Annotated in this window: 16 protein-coding genes and 1 tRNA gene; 4 read left to right on the top strand and 13 right to left on the bottom strand. The window is 63.1% G+C overall.

Going from position 1 to position 17,618, the window contains the following annotated elements; genetic code table 11:
• Positions 1 to 47: 47 nt before the first annotated feature.
• Positions 48 to 1,412 carry a DUF2252 domain-containing protein gene (locus ACYVRZ_RS10010; RefSeq protein ID WP_461226530.1) on the bottom strand — a complete coding sequence of 455 codons (1,365 nt, stop codon included), beginning with the start codon at positions 1,410 to 1,412 and terminating at the stop codon, positions 48 to 50.
• Between the two features lie 142 nt (positions 1,413 to 1,554).
• Entirely contained in the window at positions 1,555 to 1,755 is a 201-nt protein-coding gene (locus ACYVRZ_RS10015) for a cold-shock protein (protein ID WP_225047708.1), read from the bottom strand.
• 321 nt (positions 1,756 to 2,076) lie between these two features.
• Between ACYVRZ_RS10015 and ACYVRZ_RS10020 the strand changes: the two genes are divergently transcribed.
• Positions 2,077 to 2,706, top strand: a complete 630-nt coding sequence (locus ACYVRZ_RS10020) for a YkyA family protein (RefSeq protein WP_461226532.1) — start codon at positions 2,077 to 2,079, stop codon at positions 2,704 to 2,706.
• Positions 2,707 to 2,921: 215 nt separating this feature from the next.
• Positions 2,922 to 4,148, top strand: coding sequence for an MFS transporter (locus ACYVRZ_RS10025; protein WP_461226534.1), 1,227 nt, complete (start codon positions 2,922 to 2,924; stop codon positions 4,146 to 4,148).
• Between the two features lie 150 nt (positions 4,149 to 4,298).
• On the opposite strand, the gene ACYVRZ_RS10030 is transcribed toward ACYVRZ_RS10025, so the two are convergent.
• Positions 4,299 to 4,383 (bottom strand) — tRNA-Leu (locus ACYVRZ_RS10030).
• A gap of 134 nt (positions 4,384 to 4,517) precedes the next feature.
• Between ACYVRZ_RS10030 and ACYVRZ_RS10035 the strand changes: the two genes are divergently transcribed.
• On the top strand, positions 4,518 to 5,132 hold the full coding sequence (locus ACYVRZ_RS10035; protein WP_461226536.1) for an ECF transporter S component: 615 nt from the start codon (positions 4,518 to 4,520) through the stop codon (positions 5,130 to 5,132).
• 9 nt (positions 5,133 to 5,141) lie between these two features.
• Positions 5,142 to 5,603 carry a GNAT family N-acetyltransferase gene (locus tag ACYVRZ_RS10040; protein WP_461226538.1) on the top strand — a complete coding sequence of 154 codons (462 nt, stop codon included), beginning with the start codon at positions 5,142 to 5,144 and terminating at the stop codon, positions 5,601 to 5,603.
• 147 nt (positions 5,604 to 5,750) lie between these two features.
• Here the strand turns inward: ACYVRZ_RS10040 and ACYVRZ_RS10045 are convergent, their stop codons facing one another.
• The 10 genes from ACYVRZ_RS10045 to proC form a co-directional block, all read right to left on the bottom strand.
• On the bottom strand, positions 5,751 to 6,209 hold the full coding sequence (locus ACYVRZ_RS10045; protein WP_461226540.1) for a SprT family protein: 459 nt from the start codon (positions 6,207 to 6,209) through the stop codon (positions 5,751 to 5,753).
• A gap of 68 nt (positions 6,210 to 6,277) precedes the next feature.
• Positions 6,278 to 7,036, bottom strand: a complete 759-nt coding sequence (locus ACYVRZ_RS10050; RefSeq protein ID WP_461226542.1) for an ABC transporter ATP-binding protein — start codon at positions 7,034 to 7,036, stop codon at positions 6,278 to 6,280.
• Complete coding sequence (locus tag ACYVRZ_RS10055; RefSeq protein ID WP_461226544.1) at positions 7,029 to 7,928, bottom strand: ABC transporter permease; 900 nt, start codon at positions 7,926 to 7,928, stop codon at positions 7,029 to 7,031. The genes ACYVRZ_RS10050 and ACYVRZ_RS10055 overlap by 8 nt, the downstream gene beginning before the upstream one ends.
• Positions 7,925 to 8,929, bottom strand: coding sequence for a tryptophan ABC transporter substrate-binding protein (gene trpX, locus ACYVRZ_RS10060; protein ID WP_461226546.1), 1,005 nt, complete (start codon positions 8,927 to 8,929; stop codon positions 7,925 to 7,927). The genes ACYVRZ_RS10055 and trpX overlap by 4 nt, the downstream gene beginning before the upstream one ends.
• A gap of 825 nt (positions 8,930 to 9,754) precedes the next feature.
• Positions 9,755 to 10,192: a hypothetical protein gene (locus ACYVRZ_RS10065; protein ID WP_461226547.1), complete on the bottom strand. Its 438-nt coding sequence runs from the start codon at positions 10,190 to 10,192 to the stop codon at positions 9,755 to 9,757.
• Between the two features lie 55 nt (positions 10,193 to 10,247).
• Positions 10,248 to 12,905 carry a cation-translocating P-type ATPase gene (locus ACYVRZ_RS10070; RefSeq protein ID WP_461226549.1) on the bottom strand — a complete coding sequence of 886 codons (2,658 nt, stop codon included), beginning with the start codon at positions 12,903 to 12,905 and terminating at the stop codon, positions 10,248 to 10,250.
• Between the two features lie 363 nt (positions 12,906 to 13,268).
• A complete protein-coding gene (nadE, locus tag ACYVRZ_RS10075; protein ID WP_461226551.1) occupies positions 13,269 to 14,099 on the bottom strand; it encodes an ammonia-dependent NAD(+) synthetase in 831 nt (276 codons plus the stop codon).
• 58 nt (positions 14,100 to 14,157) lie between these two features.
• Positions 14,158 to 15,618 carry a nicotinate phosphoribosyltransferase gene (locus ACYVRZ_RS10080; protein ID WP_461226553.1) on the bottom strand — a complete coding sequence of 487 codons (1,461 nt, stop codon included), beginning with the start codon at positions 15,616 to 15,618 and terminating at the stop codon, positions 14,158 to 14,160.
• 282 nt (positions 15,619 to 15,900) lie between these two features.
• Positions 15,901 to 16,602, bottom strand: a complete 702-nt coding sequence (locus tag ACYVRZ_RS10085; protein WP_461226555.1) for a GntR family transcriptional regulator — start codon at positions 16,600 to 16,602, stop codon at positions 15,901 to 15,903.
• An 83-nt stretch (positions 16,603 to 16,685) separates the two neighbouring features.
• Entirely contained in the window at positions 16,686 to 17,483 is a 798-nt protein-coding gene (gene proC / locus ACYVRZ_RS10090; protein ID WP_461226557.1) for a pyrroline-5-carboxylate reductase, read from the bottom strand.
• Between the last annotated feature and the right edge of the window lie 135 nt (positions 17,484 to 17,618).

Genomic DNA, 17,618 nt, shown 5'->3' on the forward strand with positions numbered 1-17,618 from the left:
TCCTTCGGCCGAGAACCGGGTCGCGACCGCACCGCTGGCGAGCCGGCTCACTTGGCCGGGGCGTAACGGGCGATGAAGGCCGCGTAGTCGTCGATCACCTGCCCCAGGTAACCCTTGGCCCAGTGCTGAATGGCGGCGTCGAAGTCGTGGTTCAGGTAACCGTCGGCGATCGCCGCGGTCGGGCTTTGGGCGTGGGCCATCGCCAGCAGGTAGCCGGTGATGCGGCAATACGCGGTGAACTGGGAGAAGCTCAGCGCGGTCACGTCGATCGATTCCTTCATGTCGCGGAACTGGCGAACGTAGAAGCTCTTGTCGCCCAGGCTGAGCCAGCCCAGGAAGGGATCTGAGGCCTTTTGCAAAATCTGCTGGGAGGCGATGATGCGCTGGCCCTCGCTGACCTCACGGGCCAAGTCGACGCGCGGTCCGGCAGTCAGCTCGCGCCTGCGCGGCAGCGCCTCTTTCACCTGCAACACTAGGTGCGAGCCACCCAGCCCGGTCATCAACACCAGGTAGCAGGTGGTGCCGAAGCTGCCGATGCCCACGCTGTGGCGAATCAGGTCGGTGACGCGGTACTGGGCCAACAGCAGCGCGACGTCGGCCCGGGTGGTGTGTTGGTAGTCGCCAATCGCGGCGACCAGGGCCGCCTGAGTCGCGGCGGAGACGCGAGCGGAGCGCGGCGGCGCCACCTTGAAGCGCAGCTGGCCGTTGACCACCTCGGTGTACTTGGCCACCACGGATTCGTTGTCGCGCCCCTGCGCCTTGTCGCTGATGCGCTCGACAAAGGCCACATCCGCCTGATCCGGCAGGGCCGCGGTCAGGTCCCGCACGGCGCTTGAGGCGTAAAAGCGCGTCAAGGCGCCGGTTTTGAAGGCCTTTTTGAGCGTCTTGCGGTAGGTCTTGGCCACCCTAACGGCCAGGTGGTCGAGCGCGGCTTCGTCGTAGTGGTTCTGGGCCCCCAGCAGGTAGACCGAGGTCACCAGCCGCTTGACATCGAACTCGAAGGGGTTCGGCGCGGCCTCGTCGAAGTCGTTGAGGTCAAACAAGAGGTTGCGCTCGGGCGACGCGTAGAAGCCGAAGTTTTGCAGATGCGCATCCCCAGAGCACAGCACCCGAATGCCCGAGGCGACCTCGTGGCTGAGGTCGTAGGCCATTAGCTCGGCGGTGCCGCGGAAAAAGGCGGCCGGGCTTTGCGCCATTCGGGCGTGGCGCTGCGGCAATAGCGCGGGAATCAGCTTGGATTCCGTGGCGTCGATGAAGGCGACCGGATCCCGCTCGATTACCGGCCGCCGCCCCAACCCAGCCAGCGGCACGACCGCCCGCCGCTTGCGGCCCTCTGCCGCAAGCGCCGCGATGTTTTGATTGGCCGACTGCCCCGCCAGTTTGCCTAATTCCTGAATCATTTCTTTGCGCATCATGACCCTCCCGTCTGCTTGTCCCGCATGTGTCTCCACGCTACCGCATCGCGGCCGGCGGCGCAACCGGTTTTGCGCTCGGATCGCGCCGCCACACAAAAATGGCCGGAGGTTTCCCCCCGGCCAAGGCCGTTAACGGCAATTAGGCTTTGTTGACGTTGACCGCCTGTGGCCCACGGTCGCTTTGTTCGACTTCGAACGTCACGGCCTGACCTTCGTCAAGCGTCTTGTAGCCGTCCCCTTGAATCGCAGAGAAGTGAACGAACACATCGGACCCGTCCTCGCGGGTGATGAAGCCGTAACCTTTTTCTGCGTTGAACCATTTTACTGTGCCGTGTTCCATGAGTGAACATCCTCCTTGCGCCATGCGCATGATCGTCTTGCCCAATCGAGCGGCGCGGCCGCGTCGAAGACTGCCCCAAGCCGCGCCGCTCAAAAGTACTCTTAGATTCTAGCACCATCTAAGAAACCATTCAAGTTTGGCGAACCGATAGCAATTTTTGGGGATACCACCCCTGTTTCGGTCCCCAACTGGATACGATGTGTCTATGTTAATATTTGTGAATAAATATTGCCAAAATGGTGGCGTTTTTATTTTGCGGCACAGGCGCTAGCAATTCCGCGCAAAATCGGCTACGATTAAAGCAATCAAGGGGGGCTCATCATGAAGAAAATCGCGGTTCTTGTCGCCAGCTTGTGCATTCTGGTGGGCTGTTCGGCCAAGGTGTTCGACCAAAAGGCGCAGATGAAAGACGCCACGCAGACGGTCATCACCCAGGTGGCCAAGGAGAATCAGGCGCTAGACGCGATCACGACCGCCGCCAGCGCCTTCCCTTCCACGTTCCAAAAGGCCTACCAAAAGGCCCCGAAGCAGGACTTCAAAAACGCAGGCGGCGTCTCTCGGCTGATCGCAAGGCGGGATGCGGCCTACCAGAAGCTGGAGGCGGCGCAAAAGGAGATTGAGGACGCGACCACGACGTTGATCAAGGCCCGGACCCAGACCAACGCGAACCTGCCGACCGCCGCGTTGAGCGACGCCTTGAACGGCCTGAAGCTGGCCAAGCTCGACCACAAGACCTTCGACGCGTACTACAAGGAACTTGGCGCCGCGGAAAGCGACTTTTTCACCGCCGTTGCGCAAAGCCAGACCCAAGGCGACATCGACACGGCGCTGACGCGGCTGAACCAGTACGACAGCTCGCTGGCCCAGCAGGCCGAAATCGTCACGGCCAACTTACAGACGGTCACCGTTCAGGCTAAGGCCCTGGCCAAGGCAATCGCCAAAATGGACTGACCGGTAACCCACCCCGGTCACACGGCCCGGCCGCGACCGCTGGCGGCCGGGGCCCCGCGGCGCCAAACCGGGACCCGCTGCCAACCGCCGCGCCGCCTCGACGGCCAACCCCCAATCAACCTGCCCAACCCGCAAGCCTCGCTTGAATCTGCGAGGCTTTTTTGCTACATTAGGAAGCGTTTACGAAATCCAAGAAACTGGAGATCCCGCTTACCATGACTGACTCAACATTTGCCGCTCGCCTCGACCGCGTGGGGCTACCCCACCAGATTGCCTGGGGCTTTGCCGGCCTGTTCTTTTTCATCCTCGGCACGTCGATCGAGCAAAGCTGGTTTTCGACCTACCTGATTCACCAAGGCTTCGGCGCCGGGTTTGCCAGCACCGTTTTCACCTGCTACGGCCTGGTGGTCACCATCGCCGCCTGCATGAGCGGCGTCGGCACCCGGCTGCTCGGCGTTCGCGGCATGATGTGGCTGGGTACCGGCGTGTCGGTGGCGGCCACCGTCCCGCTGCTTTGGTGGGCCCTGCCGACGCACAGCGCCTGGGGGCTCTTGGTGCTTTACGCGCTGCGCGGTGCCGCCTATCCGCTGTTCGCCTACTCGTTTTTGGTGTGGGTCAACTACCGCGCCCAAAAGGCCACGCTGGGCCAGGCGGTGTCTTGGTTTTGGATTTTTTTTGCCCTCGGCTTCGTCATCGTCGGGCCGCTGTTGGCCAACGCGCTGATTCCCCTGATCGGTGAGGTCAATGTGATCTGGGCCGGCCTGCTGGGGGTCGGGCTCGGCGCGGTGCTAGCGCTGGTCGTCAACCGCGACCGACTGCCGGTACACGGCCCGGCCACCAACCTGTTTGCCGTGCTGTGGCACCAGCTACGCACCATCGCGACGTCTTGGCGCGTGGCCGTCGGGGTCTTGGTCAAGGGCACCAACGACATCGGCAAGTTCGGCTTCGTGATCGTGGTGCCGGTTTACCTCGCCCAGTTCGGCTTTTCTTTGAGCGAGTGGCTGATCGCCTGGAGCGTCGCCAACGCGGTCAATATTCCGCTGGATTACCTGTTCGGCTGGATCGGCGACCGCATCGGCTGGCGCAAAACGGTCGTGGCCTTCGCCGGCACCTTCTGCTCGCTGGGGGCGTTCGGCCTGCTTTTGTTGCCGCCACTTTTGGGCCACAACGCGCTGGCCCTGTACCTGCCGTTTTTGGCCTACGCAATCGGCATGGCCGGCTTTTGCCCCCTGTCGGCGATTATCCCCAGCCTGCTGCCTTCGGACCTGGAAACCGGCGTCACCGCGCTGAACTTGGGCTCCGGCCTGAGCAACCTTTTGGGGCCGGCGATTGTCTCGCTGTTCATCGGCATCAGCAGCCAGGCCGTCCTGGTCGTCATCGGCCTCGTGTTCGCGGCCGCCAGCCTGATGGCCACGGTGCTGAAGCTGCCCGGCGAGGCCTGACTGCCTTCCCGCCGAAAACCTTGTCCCGCCAGCCTGACTGGCGGGAATTTTTTTGGCGTGAGCCGCGGCTCACACCCCACCCCGCCGCAAGGCCCAGGCCAGCGCCAGGACACAAAAAAAGTCGCAACCATAATCGGTTGCGACCTGCGCTGCGGGCAAGAAGACTCGAACTTCCACGGGCGCAATGCCCACAAGATCCTTAATCTTGCGCGTCTACCAGTTCCGCCATGCCCGCATGACTCATAAGCACAAGAAATAGTATATTAGGTGTGCGGACTAATGTCAACGACTTTTGTAATATTTCGGGTGGACGCAACGCTCGCCAAACGCGGTGCGGTCTGCTACAATTTTGGCACACGGAGGTGCATCATGACACACAAGAACTCATCTTACATGATCAGCGTCATGGGCGTGTTCGGCGCCTTGATCATCCTGCAGGCCTACATCCCGATGATCGGCTACATCCGGCTGTTTCCGATGTGGCCGGCGATTTCCACCATTCACCTCACCGTGATCCTCGGCGGCGTCCTGCTGGGCGTTCGCGGCGGCGCCGGCCTCGGGCTGCTGTGGGGCGTTGTCAGCCTGATCAAGGCCTACACCGGCGCCACCGACCCGATGACCCTCCTGCTCTTCCAAAACCCCGTCATCGCGATTGTGCCGCGCGTGGCGGTCGGCGTCGTCGCCGCCTTGGTGTTCGCCGCGCTGAGCCAAGCGGCCGACAACCGCCGTTCGGCCGGTCTCAAAATGAGCCTGGCCGGCATCTGCGGGGCCTTGACCAACACCCTTTTGGTCATCGCCTTCACCTGGCTGTTTTTCGCCGGCAGGGCCAACGCGGTGGTACCCGGTGCTAACGCCCAAAACCTCGGGTGGCTGCTGATCACCGCGTTTGCGATCAACGCGGTCGCCGAGGCCGCCATGGCCGCGGTGGTCACCCCACTGCTCGGGCTGGTGCTGACCGATGCCAAGCGCCGGCGCCGGCGTTAGGAGGCCCTCATGATTCGACCCGCAACTGTCGGCGAGGCGGCGACCGTCGCCGCCATGTACCAGGCACTGACTACAGAGATGGCAAGCCTTGCGCCGCAGGTCCTGCAGCCGTTGAGTGTGCCGGACCCCGCGATGTTTCGCGACTACAGCCAAGACCCAGCCAGCACCGTGCTGGTGGCGGCTGAAGCCGAGCGGCTGCAGGGTTTTGCCTTGGTGGTCACGGCCGAAACCGGCGTAGAGCCGGAGGCCATGCCACACCGCTTCGCCTATGTCGCCGCGCTTTACGTCACCCCGGCGGCTCGCCACCGCGGCTTCGGTCGCCAGCTGATGGCGGCGGTGGCGGCCTGGCAACAGGCCCAGCGCCTCGACTTCATCCAGCTGGACGTCTTGGGTGCCAACCAGGCCGCACGGCAGTTCTACGCGAGCCTGGGCTACGCCACGGAGAACCTGACGTTGCGCAAGCGGCCGTGATGGACACCGAACTCAAGAAGACCCGACCGCGGCTGCATCAGCACCCGCGGTCGGGTCTTCGTTTGGCTTGGTCGCGGGTCTCGGCTGGCTGGTCGCGGTCTCACGTCGCCGGCGGCCGCGGTCCATGACCCCCGCAACCACTTCGAATCACGCTGGGGTGGGACCGCTGACCAGCCGCAGCCGGGCCCCGCAGCGGCCGCAGCGCAGGCGGCGCAGGTCGATGCGGCGCTGCCGCGGGTAGCGCAGGCCACAGGCCGTGCAGGCGTAGACGTAGCGCGGCGCAGACGGCGGCGTCAGCCGCGGGGCGTAGCGCAGCCCGGACACGGCCGCCAAAAGCGCCTTGAAGTCGGCGTCCTGGTGCCGGTACCCGCGGTGCAGCCGGTACAGGTGGTAGTGGCACAGCTCGTGTTTGATGATGCCAGCCTGCACCGTGGGGTCGGCCGCGGCAAACAGCGTGGGGTTGAACTCCAGGTCGGAGCTGGCCAGCATGAAGCGGCCGCCGGTGGTTTTGAGCCGGCGGTTGAACGTGGCGCGGTTGACGAACGGCCGGTGAAACCAGGTTTGCGAAATGTTTTCCACCAGCGCTTGCAACTCGTCTTGAGTCATACTGCTCCTTTCTGGCCACCAAAAAGCGACCGCACGACGCGGCCGCTTTGGGCGTGACTGGGTGACCCTCAGCCGAAGTACTGCAGCAGGTCGGCCTGGGTCAGCTTGGCCTTGGCCGCCTGGTCGTAATCGGCGACGATGCGGCCGGCGTCCAGGACGATCAGGCGGTTGCCGTATTTCAGCGCGTCCTCCAGCTGGTGGGTGATCATCAAGCAGGTCAGGTGCTCACGGGCGACAATCTGTGACGTCAGCGCCATGATGGCGGCGCTGGTGCGGGGGTCAAGCGCCGCGGTGTGTTCGTCGAGCAGCAACAGCTCGGGGCGGCGCATCGTGGCCATCAAGAGGCTCAGCGCCTGGCGCTGGCCGCCGGACAGCTGCTCGGTCGGCTTGTCCAGCGCGGCGTCCAGGCCGTTGCCGGTTTCGGCGGCCAGCCGCTTGAAGGCGGCGAGCTGCCCTCGCAGGTTGCGCGGCGCCAGCGTCAGGCGAGCCCCGCGGCGCGTGGCCAGCGCGAGGTTCTCGGCGACGCTCATGCGCGGTGCGGTGCCCATCTTCGGATCCTGGAAGACCCGGGCGATCAGCCTGGCCCGTTTTTCCGGGGCCAGGCGGGAGATGTCGGTGCCGGCCAAGGTGACGGTGCCGCCGGCCAGCGGCTTGTCGCCGGTGATCGCGTTGAACAGCGTCGACTTGCCGGCGCCGTTGTTGCCCAGCACCGTGACAAAATCGCCGGGCGCGACGTCAAGCGAGATGTCGTTGAGTAGCGGTCGCACGGCCTCACCGACCGCGACGTTGACCTGTACGTGTTGCAGTTGCAGCTGCACCTCAGCCATTGTTGGTCACCCCGTTTCTCAGCACCCGGCGAATGCGCAGGCGCGACTCGACTTGCGGCACGGCGATCGCCACGGCCAAAACAACGGCGGAAATCACCTTCAGATCGTCCGGGGCGAACCCGAGCTTCAACACGATCAACAGCACGAAGCGGTACAGCACGCTGCCGAGCACCGTGGCGACCAGCCGCTGGCTCAGGCTGAGCTGGCCGAAGACCACCTCGCCGATGATGATGGCGGCCAGGCCGATGACGATCACGCCGATGCCCATGTTGACGTCGGCATAGCCGTTGTTTTGGGCGATCAGGCCGCCGGACAGGCCGATCAGCCCGTTGCCGATGGTCAGCCCCAGCACCTGCTGATGGGCCGGGTTGATGCCCAGGCTCCGCGCCATCGTCGGGTTATCCCCGGCGGCGATGAAGCCCTGGCCGAGCTGCGTGTTCAAAAAGGCGATCAACAGCGCGACCACCACCGCGCAGACCACGGCGCCGACCACCACGCTGTCGGCGTAAACCGGCAGCGACTTGAGAAACGGGTTGTCAAACAGGTTGCGCTGATTGAGCAAAGACAGGTTCGCCCGGCCCATCACGCGTAAGTTGATCGAAAACAGCCCGGTCATCACCAGAATGCCGGCCAAAAGCACCGGAATGTGGCCCTTGGTGGACAAAAGCCCGGTGGTCAGCCCGGCCAGCATCCCGGCCAGCATCGCCAACAGCGTCGCCACAACCGGGTGAATCCCGTGGGTGATGGCCGACACCGCGACGGCGGCGCCGAAGGGAAAGGTCCCTTCAACCGTCATATCCGGAAAATCCAGGATGCGAAACGTCAGGAACAACCCGACGCCGAGCAGCCCGTACAAGAGGCCCTGCCCGATTGCGGAAACGCCTAAACTCATTTGATCACTTCTCCGTTCTTTTCTGCCTTCGTAACCACGCTGTCGGGAATCGTGATGCCCAGCTTCTCGGCCACCTTGAGGTTGACGACCAGGTCACCGGTGGTTTCGAAGTGGATCGGCGTGGCGGCCGGCTTCTTACCCTTGAGCGCGGCCGCTACCATTTTACCAGTTGAGACGCCGAGGTGGAACTGGTTCAGGCCGATCGTGGCCAAGCCGCCGTCCTTGACCATCGTGTCAACGGTTGGGAAAACCGGAATCTTCTTGGCGTTGGTCGCGGCGACCAGCGTCTGCATGGCGCTGGCGATGGTGTTGTCGGTCGGGACGAATACGGCATCGACCTGGCTGGCCATTTCGCCGGCGACCTGGTTCAGGTCGTTGGTCGAACTGATGCCGAAGTCCTTGACGGTGAAGCCGTACTTGGCGGCCTTCTCATCGACCATCTTGGCCTGCGTCTGCGCGGAGTCGTCGCTGGAGGTCGCAATCACGCCCAGCACCTTGGCCTTGGGCATCAGCTGCCGGATCAACTTCAACTGCGCGTCGATCGGGGCCTGGTCGGAGACGCCGGTGATGTTGCCACCGGGCTTGGTGTTGCTCTTGACCAGCTTGGCGCCCTTGGGGTCGGTAATCGCACCGAGGATGATCGGCGTCTTCTTAGTCGCGTTGGCCAGCGCCTGGGCGGCCGGCGTCGCGATGCCGACGACGACGTTAGCCTTCTCGTTGATGAAGCGCTCGGACATCGTCTTCATGTTGCTCTGGTCGTTTTCGGCGTTTTGGAAGTCGATTTTGACGTCCTTGCCGACGGTGTAGCCCTCATCCTTGAGGCCCTGCAGGATGCCCTTGTGGATCTGATCCAGCGCCGGGTGGCTCATCATCTGCAGGATGCCGACGGTCGGCACCGCGGCTTTTTTGGCAGCGGGTTGGGCGTCGTTGTGGCTGGTCACCGCGTAGGCGATGCCGATGAAGGCGAGCAAGGCAACAACTAATGCAATCATTCTTTTCATGGTTTTATTCTCCCTAATCCTTGGCTCCGGTGACAAAAAACGGCAGGTCCCCGCCATTGCGAAGATCTGCCGAAAAACACAAAAGTCCGCATAGCCCCAGTCTGTGGGTGTCTATGCGGACAAAACGGAAGCCAACATAGACACAACCTGCGCGTCTGGCAGGTTGTGTCCTCACAACCTACCTACTGTTGGCTTTGCCAGCTCTTGATGACAGTAGATAATTGAGTCATGTCTGCTTCCTCCTCGTTGATTTCTTGTGTCTAACGATAAGGCCTGACGCAAGCGTTGTCAACCCCAGCGGCCAAAAAACTTCGATCCGGCGCCGCCTCGACCCGCGGCGCAAAAAAAAGCCGCCGCAACCCGGCTCGTTGCGGCAGCCGCGCCGAAGCCACCGGACTCAGTGAATCCGGTGGCCTCAGCTTATTTGGTTACGTTGCTGGCTTCTGCTTACCCTTGTGGTGCCATTGCGCCCAACGGTTTCGGTCATCCGCGCGGCTAACTCGCTTGGGAGTGGCGGTGGCCGGCCTGCAGCCGGTGGGGTGGTGCGAATCCGGGTCCCTGGTTTCCCCTCGTTTGATTCCGGGGTTGCACTAAAACTCTCGAGCTAAAAGCCGTGTGGCAATACACTGCGGCTTGTCATGGGTGGGGGCTGCGGTGCGAGCCGCAGGATGTGCCCCGCGCGGTGGATAACAAAGCAGCTGTGGCCTTTTGCTGCCTCCCCGTGCAAGAACAATCATTCGTGGATAGCTTAACACCAGACCAATGTGCCGTCAAGCAATGTGACTCGGCGATTGGCCGCACCACCGCTGGCCTTGGCGGCTAAGCTCAGATCAAGGCCGAAATTTTTTGCAGGTACTTCATCAGCTTGTCGGTGGCGACGTCTTGGTCGGCCTCGGCGGCGCTGAAGGCGGCCTCGTCCAGCTGGGCCGGCGCGTTGTGCAGCGCGGCCACCATCGCCTCACAGCCGGCGACGAACTCGGCGTAGGCGCCGCAGAGCAGCTTGTGGTTGCCCATCAACCGCGCCGGGGCGGCAACGCCCTGCAGCTGGGCCAAAAAGCCCTGGTACTGGGCGGTGCCTGCGGTGAAGCTTTGCAGCGTGTTGGCGTAATCGCCCTCCGCCACGTCGGCGACGGTGCCGGCGACGATCGCGTCCTTGAGGGCCTGGAACTTCGGGCTCATCGTCTCCTGAACGGCTTCGGTGTCTTCGATCACCTTGTTGACCAGCTGACCGTAACGGACCATTTTCACTTGATTCTTGTTCATGGTAACCTCCAATAATAAAGCCCCGCGGCAAACCGCGGGGCAAGCTAGTTCTAGTTTACTTGTTTTTGCGCAGACGTAAAGCCAATTTCACCAGCTCGACGATCACGATGATCGCAACGCCGGCGCCGAGCACGGTCGCCCACTGGTGCCAGTCGAGGCTGGTCACGTGGAACAGGCCGTTGAAGCCCGGCACCAGAATGGTCACGGCAAGCAGCAGGAACGACGCGAGAATCGCCCAGTTGAAGGCCTTGTTGCGGAAGGCCCCGACGGTGAACAGGCTTTGGTGGATCGACTTGACGTTGAAGGCGTGGAACAGCTGAATCAACCCCAGCGTCGCGTAGGCCATGGTCAAGGCGTCGGCGTGAATCGCGGCGTTGCCGCTATGCACCGGCCAGGTGATGCCGATGAAGTAGACGCCAAGCGTTAGCGCCCCTTCGAGCAGCCCCTGCCAGACCACCGCCTGGCCGACGCCACCGGAGAAGAAGTTGGACTTGCGGCCGCGCGGTTTTTGCTTCATGATGCCCGGCTCGGTCGGCTCGACGCCCAGCGCGATGGCCGGGAAGGTGTCGGTGACCAGGTTAATCCACAGGATATGCACCGGCGCCAGCAGGTCCCAGCCCAGCATCGTCATCATGAACAGGGTTAAGACCTCGCCCAGGTTGGCCGACAGCAGGTACTGAATGCTTTTTTGAATGTTGGAGAACACCTTGCGGCCCTCTTCCACCGCAATCACGATGGTCGAGAAGTTGTCGTCGGCCAGCACCATGTCCGAGGCCCCCTTAGAGACCTCCGTGCCGGTGATGCCCATGCCGATGCCGATGTCGGCGGCCTTGAGCGCCGGCGCGTCGTTGACGCCGTCGCCGGTCATTGCGACGACCTTGCCGCGCTTTTGCCAGGCGTTGACGATGCGAACCTTGTGCTCCGGCGCGACTCTGGCGTAGACGCTGTACTTGGTCACGTTCTTAGCGAATTCCTCATCGGACTGCGCGTCAAGCTGAGCGCCGGTGATCACGGCGTCATCATCGCCTTCGTCGATGATGCCCAGCCGCACCGCAATCGCCTCGGCGGTGTCTTGGTGGTCGCCGGTGATCATCATCGGGCGAATGCCGGCGGCCTTGGCTTCGGCCACCGCCTTGGCGGCTTCCGGCCGCTCGGGGTCGATCATGCCGACCAGCCCGGCGAAAATCAAGTCGGTTTCGACGCTGGTCGAGTCGATGGTGGTCGGCAGCGAATCCACCAGCTTGTAGGCCATCATCAACACGCGCAGCGCCTGCTTGGCCATGCCGGTGTTGGCCGCGAGAATCGTGGCGCGATCGGCTTCCGTGATCGGTGCCACGGCGTCGCCGGTGGCGATGCCGGTCACCCGGCGCAGCAGCTGATCCGGGGCCCCCTTGGTTGCAACCAGGAAGCGGCCGTCGTCAAGCTGGTGAATGGTGGTCATCAGCTTGCGTTCGGAGTCGAACGGCACCTCGGCCACCCGCGGCGCGGCGGTCAGCTGCGCCGTCAGGTCGAAGCCTTGGGTCTGTCCATAGGCGACCAGCGCGGTTTCGGTCGGGTCGCCGAGCATCTCGCCGTCCTCTTGAATCTTGGTGTCGTTGGCGAAGTTCATGATGGTCAGCATCAGGTTGCCGCCTTGGACACCCGCAGCCGCATCGTGCAAGGCGCCGTCGTAGTAGACCTTTTCGACGGTCATCTTGTTTTGCGTCAGGGTCCCGGTTTTGTCCGAGGCGATAATGTCGGTGGAGCCCAGCGTCTCAACGGCCGGCAGCTTGCGCACCAAGGCGTTGCGCTTGGCCATTTTCTGAGTGCCCAGCGCCAAGATGATGGTGACGATGGCCGGCAGCCCCTCGGGAATCGCGGCGACGGCCAGGGAAATTGCGGTCAAAAACATTTCGGGCAGGCTGGCCGCCTGGCGCCACAGGCCGACGGCAAAGACGATGGCCGCGATCACCAGGATCATCAGCGTCAGCGACTTGCCCAGCTGCTTGAGGTTCTCCTGCAGCGGCGTCGTGGTCTCCTCCGCCGCGTTGATCATACCGGCGATGCGGCCGACTTCGGTTTGCATCCCCGTCGCGACCACCACCCCGACCCCGCGGCCGTAAGTGATGTTGGCGTTCATGAAGACCATGTTGGTGCGGTCGCCGATGCCGACTTCGGTGCCGTCAAGCGCCGCGGTGGTTTTCTCCACCGGCACCGATTCGCCGGTCAAGGCGGATTCCTCGGCCTTCAGGTTGGCGGATTCCAGCAGCCGCAGGTCGGCCGGCACGACGTCGCCGGCCTCCAGCAGCACGATGTCGCCGATCACCAGGTCCGGGCTCGGCACGGTTTCCACCGCCCCGCCGCGCCGCACATGGGCGTTGGGGGTGGCCATCTGCGCCAGTGCGTCGATCGCCTCTTCGGCCTTGCTTTCCTGGAACACGCCGAACACCGCGTTGAGCAGCACCACGGCCAAGATGATGCCGGCGTCGGCCCATTCGTGGACCACCACGCCGGCCACCAAGGCGGCGACCAACAGCACGATGATCATGAAATCCTTGAACTGGGCCAAAAAGCGCTGCAGCAGCGTCTTTTTCTCCCCCTTGGCCAAGGCGTTGGGGCCGTTGTCGGCCAGGCGCTTGGCGGCGTCTTGGGGGCTCAGGCCGGTGGTCGCGTCAGTGGCGGTGGCCGCCAGCACCTCTTCTGGGGTCTGGGCGTAGACAGGTCGTTGCGTCAATTGAATTCCTCCTCGTAGTGGGACATGAGCTCGCGCGTCTGGAAAAAAAGAGACTTATGGCCGCCCAAACAGGCTGGTCATAAGTCTCACAGATTAAGGCAGCGCCAGAATATTCGCCTAGCTGGTGGCGCTGCCACGGCCGAGGCCGCGCGTTACTCCCTTATGTCTACTATCAGTATACGGGCTCAACCGTCAACTGGCAAGAGGCTTTGCCAACTTGCGGCAAACTTGGTCGCCAGACCGGCCCGGGGTCCCGCCGCGTGGCCGCCAGCACAAGGTTGCCTGCTGCGACGCGTGGCGAACCGAGCCCGAGCCGGCGTTGCGTCGGTGCGGGTTCACGCGGCGATCCACCGGTTTCGGCCGCTACTTTGCCCAAAAGTCGTCGAACACCGTGATCGGCAGGTGGCGCTTGTGGGCGGACTTGCGGTACCAGGACTCGATGGTGGCCGCGGCCTTGGCGTCAACGGTCTTGCCCTCGAGGTAGTCGTCGATGTCGCGGTAGGAAACCCCCAACGCAACCTCGTCCGGCAACGCCGGGCGGTCCTCCTCAAGGTCGGCGGTCGGCGCCTTTTGGTACAGGTGAGCCGGGGCCCCAAGCGTCCGTAGCATCGCCGCGCCTTGGCGCTTGTCCAGGCGAGCCAGCGGCGTCAGGTCGGCCCCGCCGTCGCCGAACTTGGTGTAAAAGCCGGTGACGGCCTCGGCGGCGTGGTCGGTGCCGATCACCGCCCCGTGGCGAGCCGCGGCGATCGCGTACTGCGCGATCATCCGGGCCCGGGCCTTGATGTTGCCCTTGTTGAAGTCGGTCACGTCAACGCCGTTGGCCGCCACGGCGGCGACCATCGCGTCGACTGAGTCCTTGATGTTCACCCGCGCGGTTTCGTCGGCCTTCATGAAAGCAATTGCGGCCATCGCATCCGCCTCATCGGCCTGCTCGCCGTAAGGCAGCCGCACCGCGATGAAACGGTAGTCGGCGTCGCCGGTTTCAGCCCGCAGCTCGCTGACCGCCATTTGGGTCAAGGCCCCGGCCAACGTCGAGTCCTGACCACCGGAAATACCCAGCACGTAAGTTTTCAGGAACGGGTAGTGGCGCAAGTAGCGCTTCAGGAAATCGACGCTGCGGCGAATCTCCGCCTGTGCGTCGATGGTCGGCGCCACGTGCAGCGCCTGGATAATCTCTGCTTGTTGTTCGTTCATGGTTTTGGCTCCTTTTGTCAACGCAAAGTGGCCTGCCCGGCAGGCAGACCACAGTTTTTTACAGCTTGCCCTTGGCGACCTTGGTGCGAATGTGCTTAATCAGGTTCATCTTGTTGTCCCAAAGCGCCTGCGACAAGTCGACCGGGTACTCCTGCGGGTTCAAGACGCGGGTGTACTCGTCCCACAGCGAGTCGACGCTTTGCATGCAAAACGCGCGAATCGCGTCGAGCGTCGGCAGCTCGTAGACCTGCTCGCCGTGGTCGAAAATGTCACGCAGCACCGGCCGGGCGTTGAAGTCCGTCACGGTCTTGTTGATGTAGGTGTAGCTTGGGTGGAACATGTACAGCTCGTCTAAGTCCTTGATGTCCTCGTCGAACAGCGAGATGTAATCCCCTTCGGACTTGCCGTTGCTGCGCCGCGTGATGCGCCACACCTGCTTTTTGCCCGGGGTCGAGACCTTCTCGGCGTTGCTGGACAGCTTGATGGTGTCGACCATCGCACCGTTCTCGTCTTCGATGGCGACCAGCTTGTACACCGCGCCCAAGGCCGGGTGGTCGTAGGCGGTGATCACCTTGGTGCCGACGCCCCAAGTGTCAATCTTGGCGCCTTGCATCTTGAGGTTTTGGATGGTGTGCTCGTCCAGGTCGTTGGAGGCCACGATCTTGGTCTCAGTGAAGCCGGCCTCGTCGAGCTGCTGGCGAACGCGCTTGGAGATGTAGGCCATGTCGCCGGAGTCGATGCGAACGCCCTGGAAGTTGATGCGGTCGCCCATTTCCTTGGCCACGCGAATCGCCGCCGGCACCCCGGATTTCAGCGTGTCGTAGGTGTCCACCAGGAACACGACGTCACGGTTGGCCTCGGCGTAGGCCTTGAAGGCGGTGTAATCATCGCGGTAGGCCTGCACCAGCGCATGGGCGTGGGTGCCGGAGATCGGGATGCCGAACAGCTTGCCGGCGCGGACGTTGGACGTCGCGTTGAAGCCGCCGATGAAGGCCGCCCGGGTGCCCCAGATCGCCGCCTCGGTTTCCTGGGCGCGACGGGTGCCAAACTCCATCAAAGGGTCGGTGCCGACCACGGCGCGGATCCGCGCCGCCTTGGTCGCCACCAGCGTCTGGTAGTTGATCATGTTCAGCACGGCGGTTTCGACCAGCTGGCCCTGCGCCAGCGGCCCTTCGACCTGCAGGATCGGCTCGTTGTTGAAGACCAGGTCGCCTTCGACGGCCGAGCGCACGCTGCAGGTGAACTTGAAGTCGCGCAGGTAATCCAAGAACGCCGCCGGGTAGTCCGTGGTCTCCTTCAGGTAGGCCAGGTCACTTTGGGTGAAGGTCAGCTGGTTGAGGTAGTCAACCACGTGCTCCAGCCCGGCGAACACGGCAAAGCCGCTGCCGAACGGTAAGTCGCGGAAGTAGACTTCAAACACCGCGTTCTTCTCCGCGATGCCCTGCTGCCAGTACGTGTACATCATGTTCAGCTCGTAAAAATCTGTATGAAGGACCAAACTGTCGTCTTCATAAGTCATGCCAAAATTCTCCTTTGTCGGTGCCTTTTTGCGTGAATGATTTCACCAATTACGTTGAATTATACCAGACTTTCAGCAAGAACGCGCGTTATTTGCCGAATCCGTGTCAGGACAGGCGCCAATCCCCGGCTACCAGGGCCGCTGGCCGGCCGGACCACCGCCCGGAGCCGCCATCACTCCCGGTTGCCGCTTACCTCAGCCACCCGAGGCAACCGCCGTTTTCTGGAACCGCGGCGCAGACAAAAAACCCCGCGGCCGAATCGGCTGCGGGGCTTGCGTGACTTAGCGTTCCAGGTAAAACTCGAAGCGTTCACCGACGTACTGGGTGCGAACGTACTCGAACGGGCGGCCGTCTTGCAGCAGCGACACCTGACGCAGCCGCAAAATCGCGGAGCCACGCTTGATGTCCAGAAAGTCGGCGATGCGTTCGGACGCGACCTGGGCGCTGACGGTTTGGGTCGCGCCGCCGAGGTGGTAGCCGCCTTTTTTCTCCAGCGTGTGGTAGAAGGACTTGGTCACCTCACCCTTGGAGAAGTCCTTCACCAGCTCGTAAGGCACGGTCGCCACCTCGAAGCTGATCGGCACCGCGTCGGCGTAGCGAATCCGCTCCATGCGCAGCACCTGGGCCCCATCGGCCAGCTGTAGCTTCTCGCTTTCGGACAGCGAGGGCTTGGCGATGTGGTAGGAAATGGTCTTGCTGGACGGCGTCTTGCCTTGGGCCAGCATGATATCGGTGAAGCTGGTCACGCCGCTGACCTTCTCTTGCACCTTCTGGTTGGCCACGAAGGTGCCGGCCCCGATGCGCCGCTCGAGGATACCTTCGTCGACCAAGGTCTGAATCGCCTGGCGCAGCGTCATGCGGGAGACGTTGAAGGTCAGCGCCAGGTCGCGCTCGCTGGGAATGCGATCGCCGATTTGCCACTTACCCGCCTCGATTTCCTGTCGAATCTGGTTGTGAATTTGAATATAAATTGGAGATTCCAAAGTCGTCGTCCTTCCTAATTACCGTTTCCCTATCACCTTAACTGGTATAGACCGAAAAAGCAACCCCTGACGCCAATTTTTCGCTAGTCTTCTTGATCCTTGGCGATAGTGGCATCGACCCCGGTCACGACCGCACCCATGAAGCCGGCCGCCTCCATCGCCAACAACCCCGCCACCGTGGTGCCACCCGGGCTTGAGACCTTGTCGATCAGATCGAAGGGACTGTCCGGGCTTTGCAGCACCATCGCCCCGGAGCCCAGCACCGCCTGGGCGGCAATCTTGGTCGCCTCCGCCTTGGTCAGCCCGTACTTGACCCCGGCGCGGCTCAGCGCGTCGATGAACAAGTACACGAACGCCGGGCTCGAGCCGGCCAGCGCCACGAAGGTGGAAAAATGCGCCTCGGCCAAGGGAATCGTCTCCCCCAGGGCCTTGAACAACCCGACCACCGCGGCCAGCGCCGTCTGGGCCGCCGGGTTGGCGGCGTAGGCGGTCATCCCGGCACCGATTGCCACGTTCAGGTTGGGCATCGTGCGCACCAGCGGGTAATCCTTGGTGCCCAGGTAACCCTCGATCTGAAGAATCGACACCCCAGTCATCAACGACACCAAAACCGGCCGCCGGTCAAACAGCGGCGCGTGAATCTCCGCGATGATATCGCTGGCCAACCTTGGCTTGACCGCCAGCACCACCACGTCGCTTTGGGCGACGACGCTCGCGTTGTCCGGGGCCGTCGCCACGCCGCTGGTCGCCGCGTAGGCCTCGTAATGGGCCGGGGTCCCGCCGTGAATCACAATGTCCGTGGCGGCGACGGTGCCGGTTTTGATCAAGCCGTCGATGATGGCCTGCGCCATGTTGCCGGCGCCGATGAACCCAATTTTCATAGTCTCGCTCCCTTGTGTTTCCTATAGCCTAGCCGATGCAAGACGCCAGGTCAACACCGCCGTGACCGAAGTTGGCGGCCGGTACATGCCCGTTGACAACCCGCCGGCTCGGCCAGTGGCACTACCCGAAAGCCG

The sequence above is a fragment of the Lacticaseibacillus suihuaensis genome, assembly GCF_054785075.1.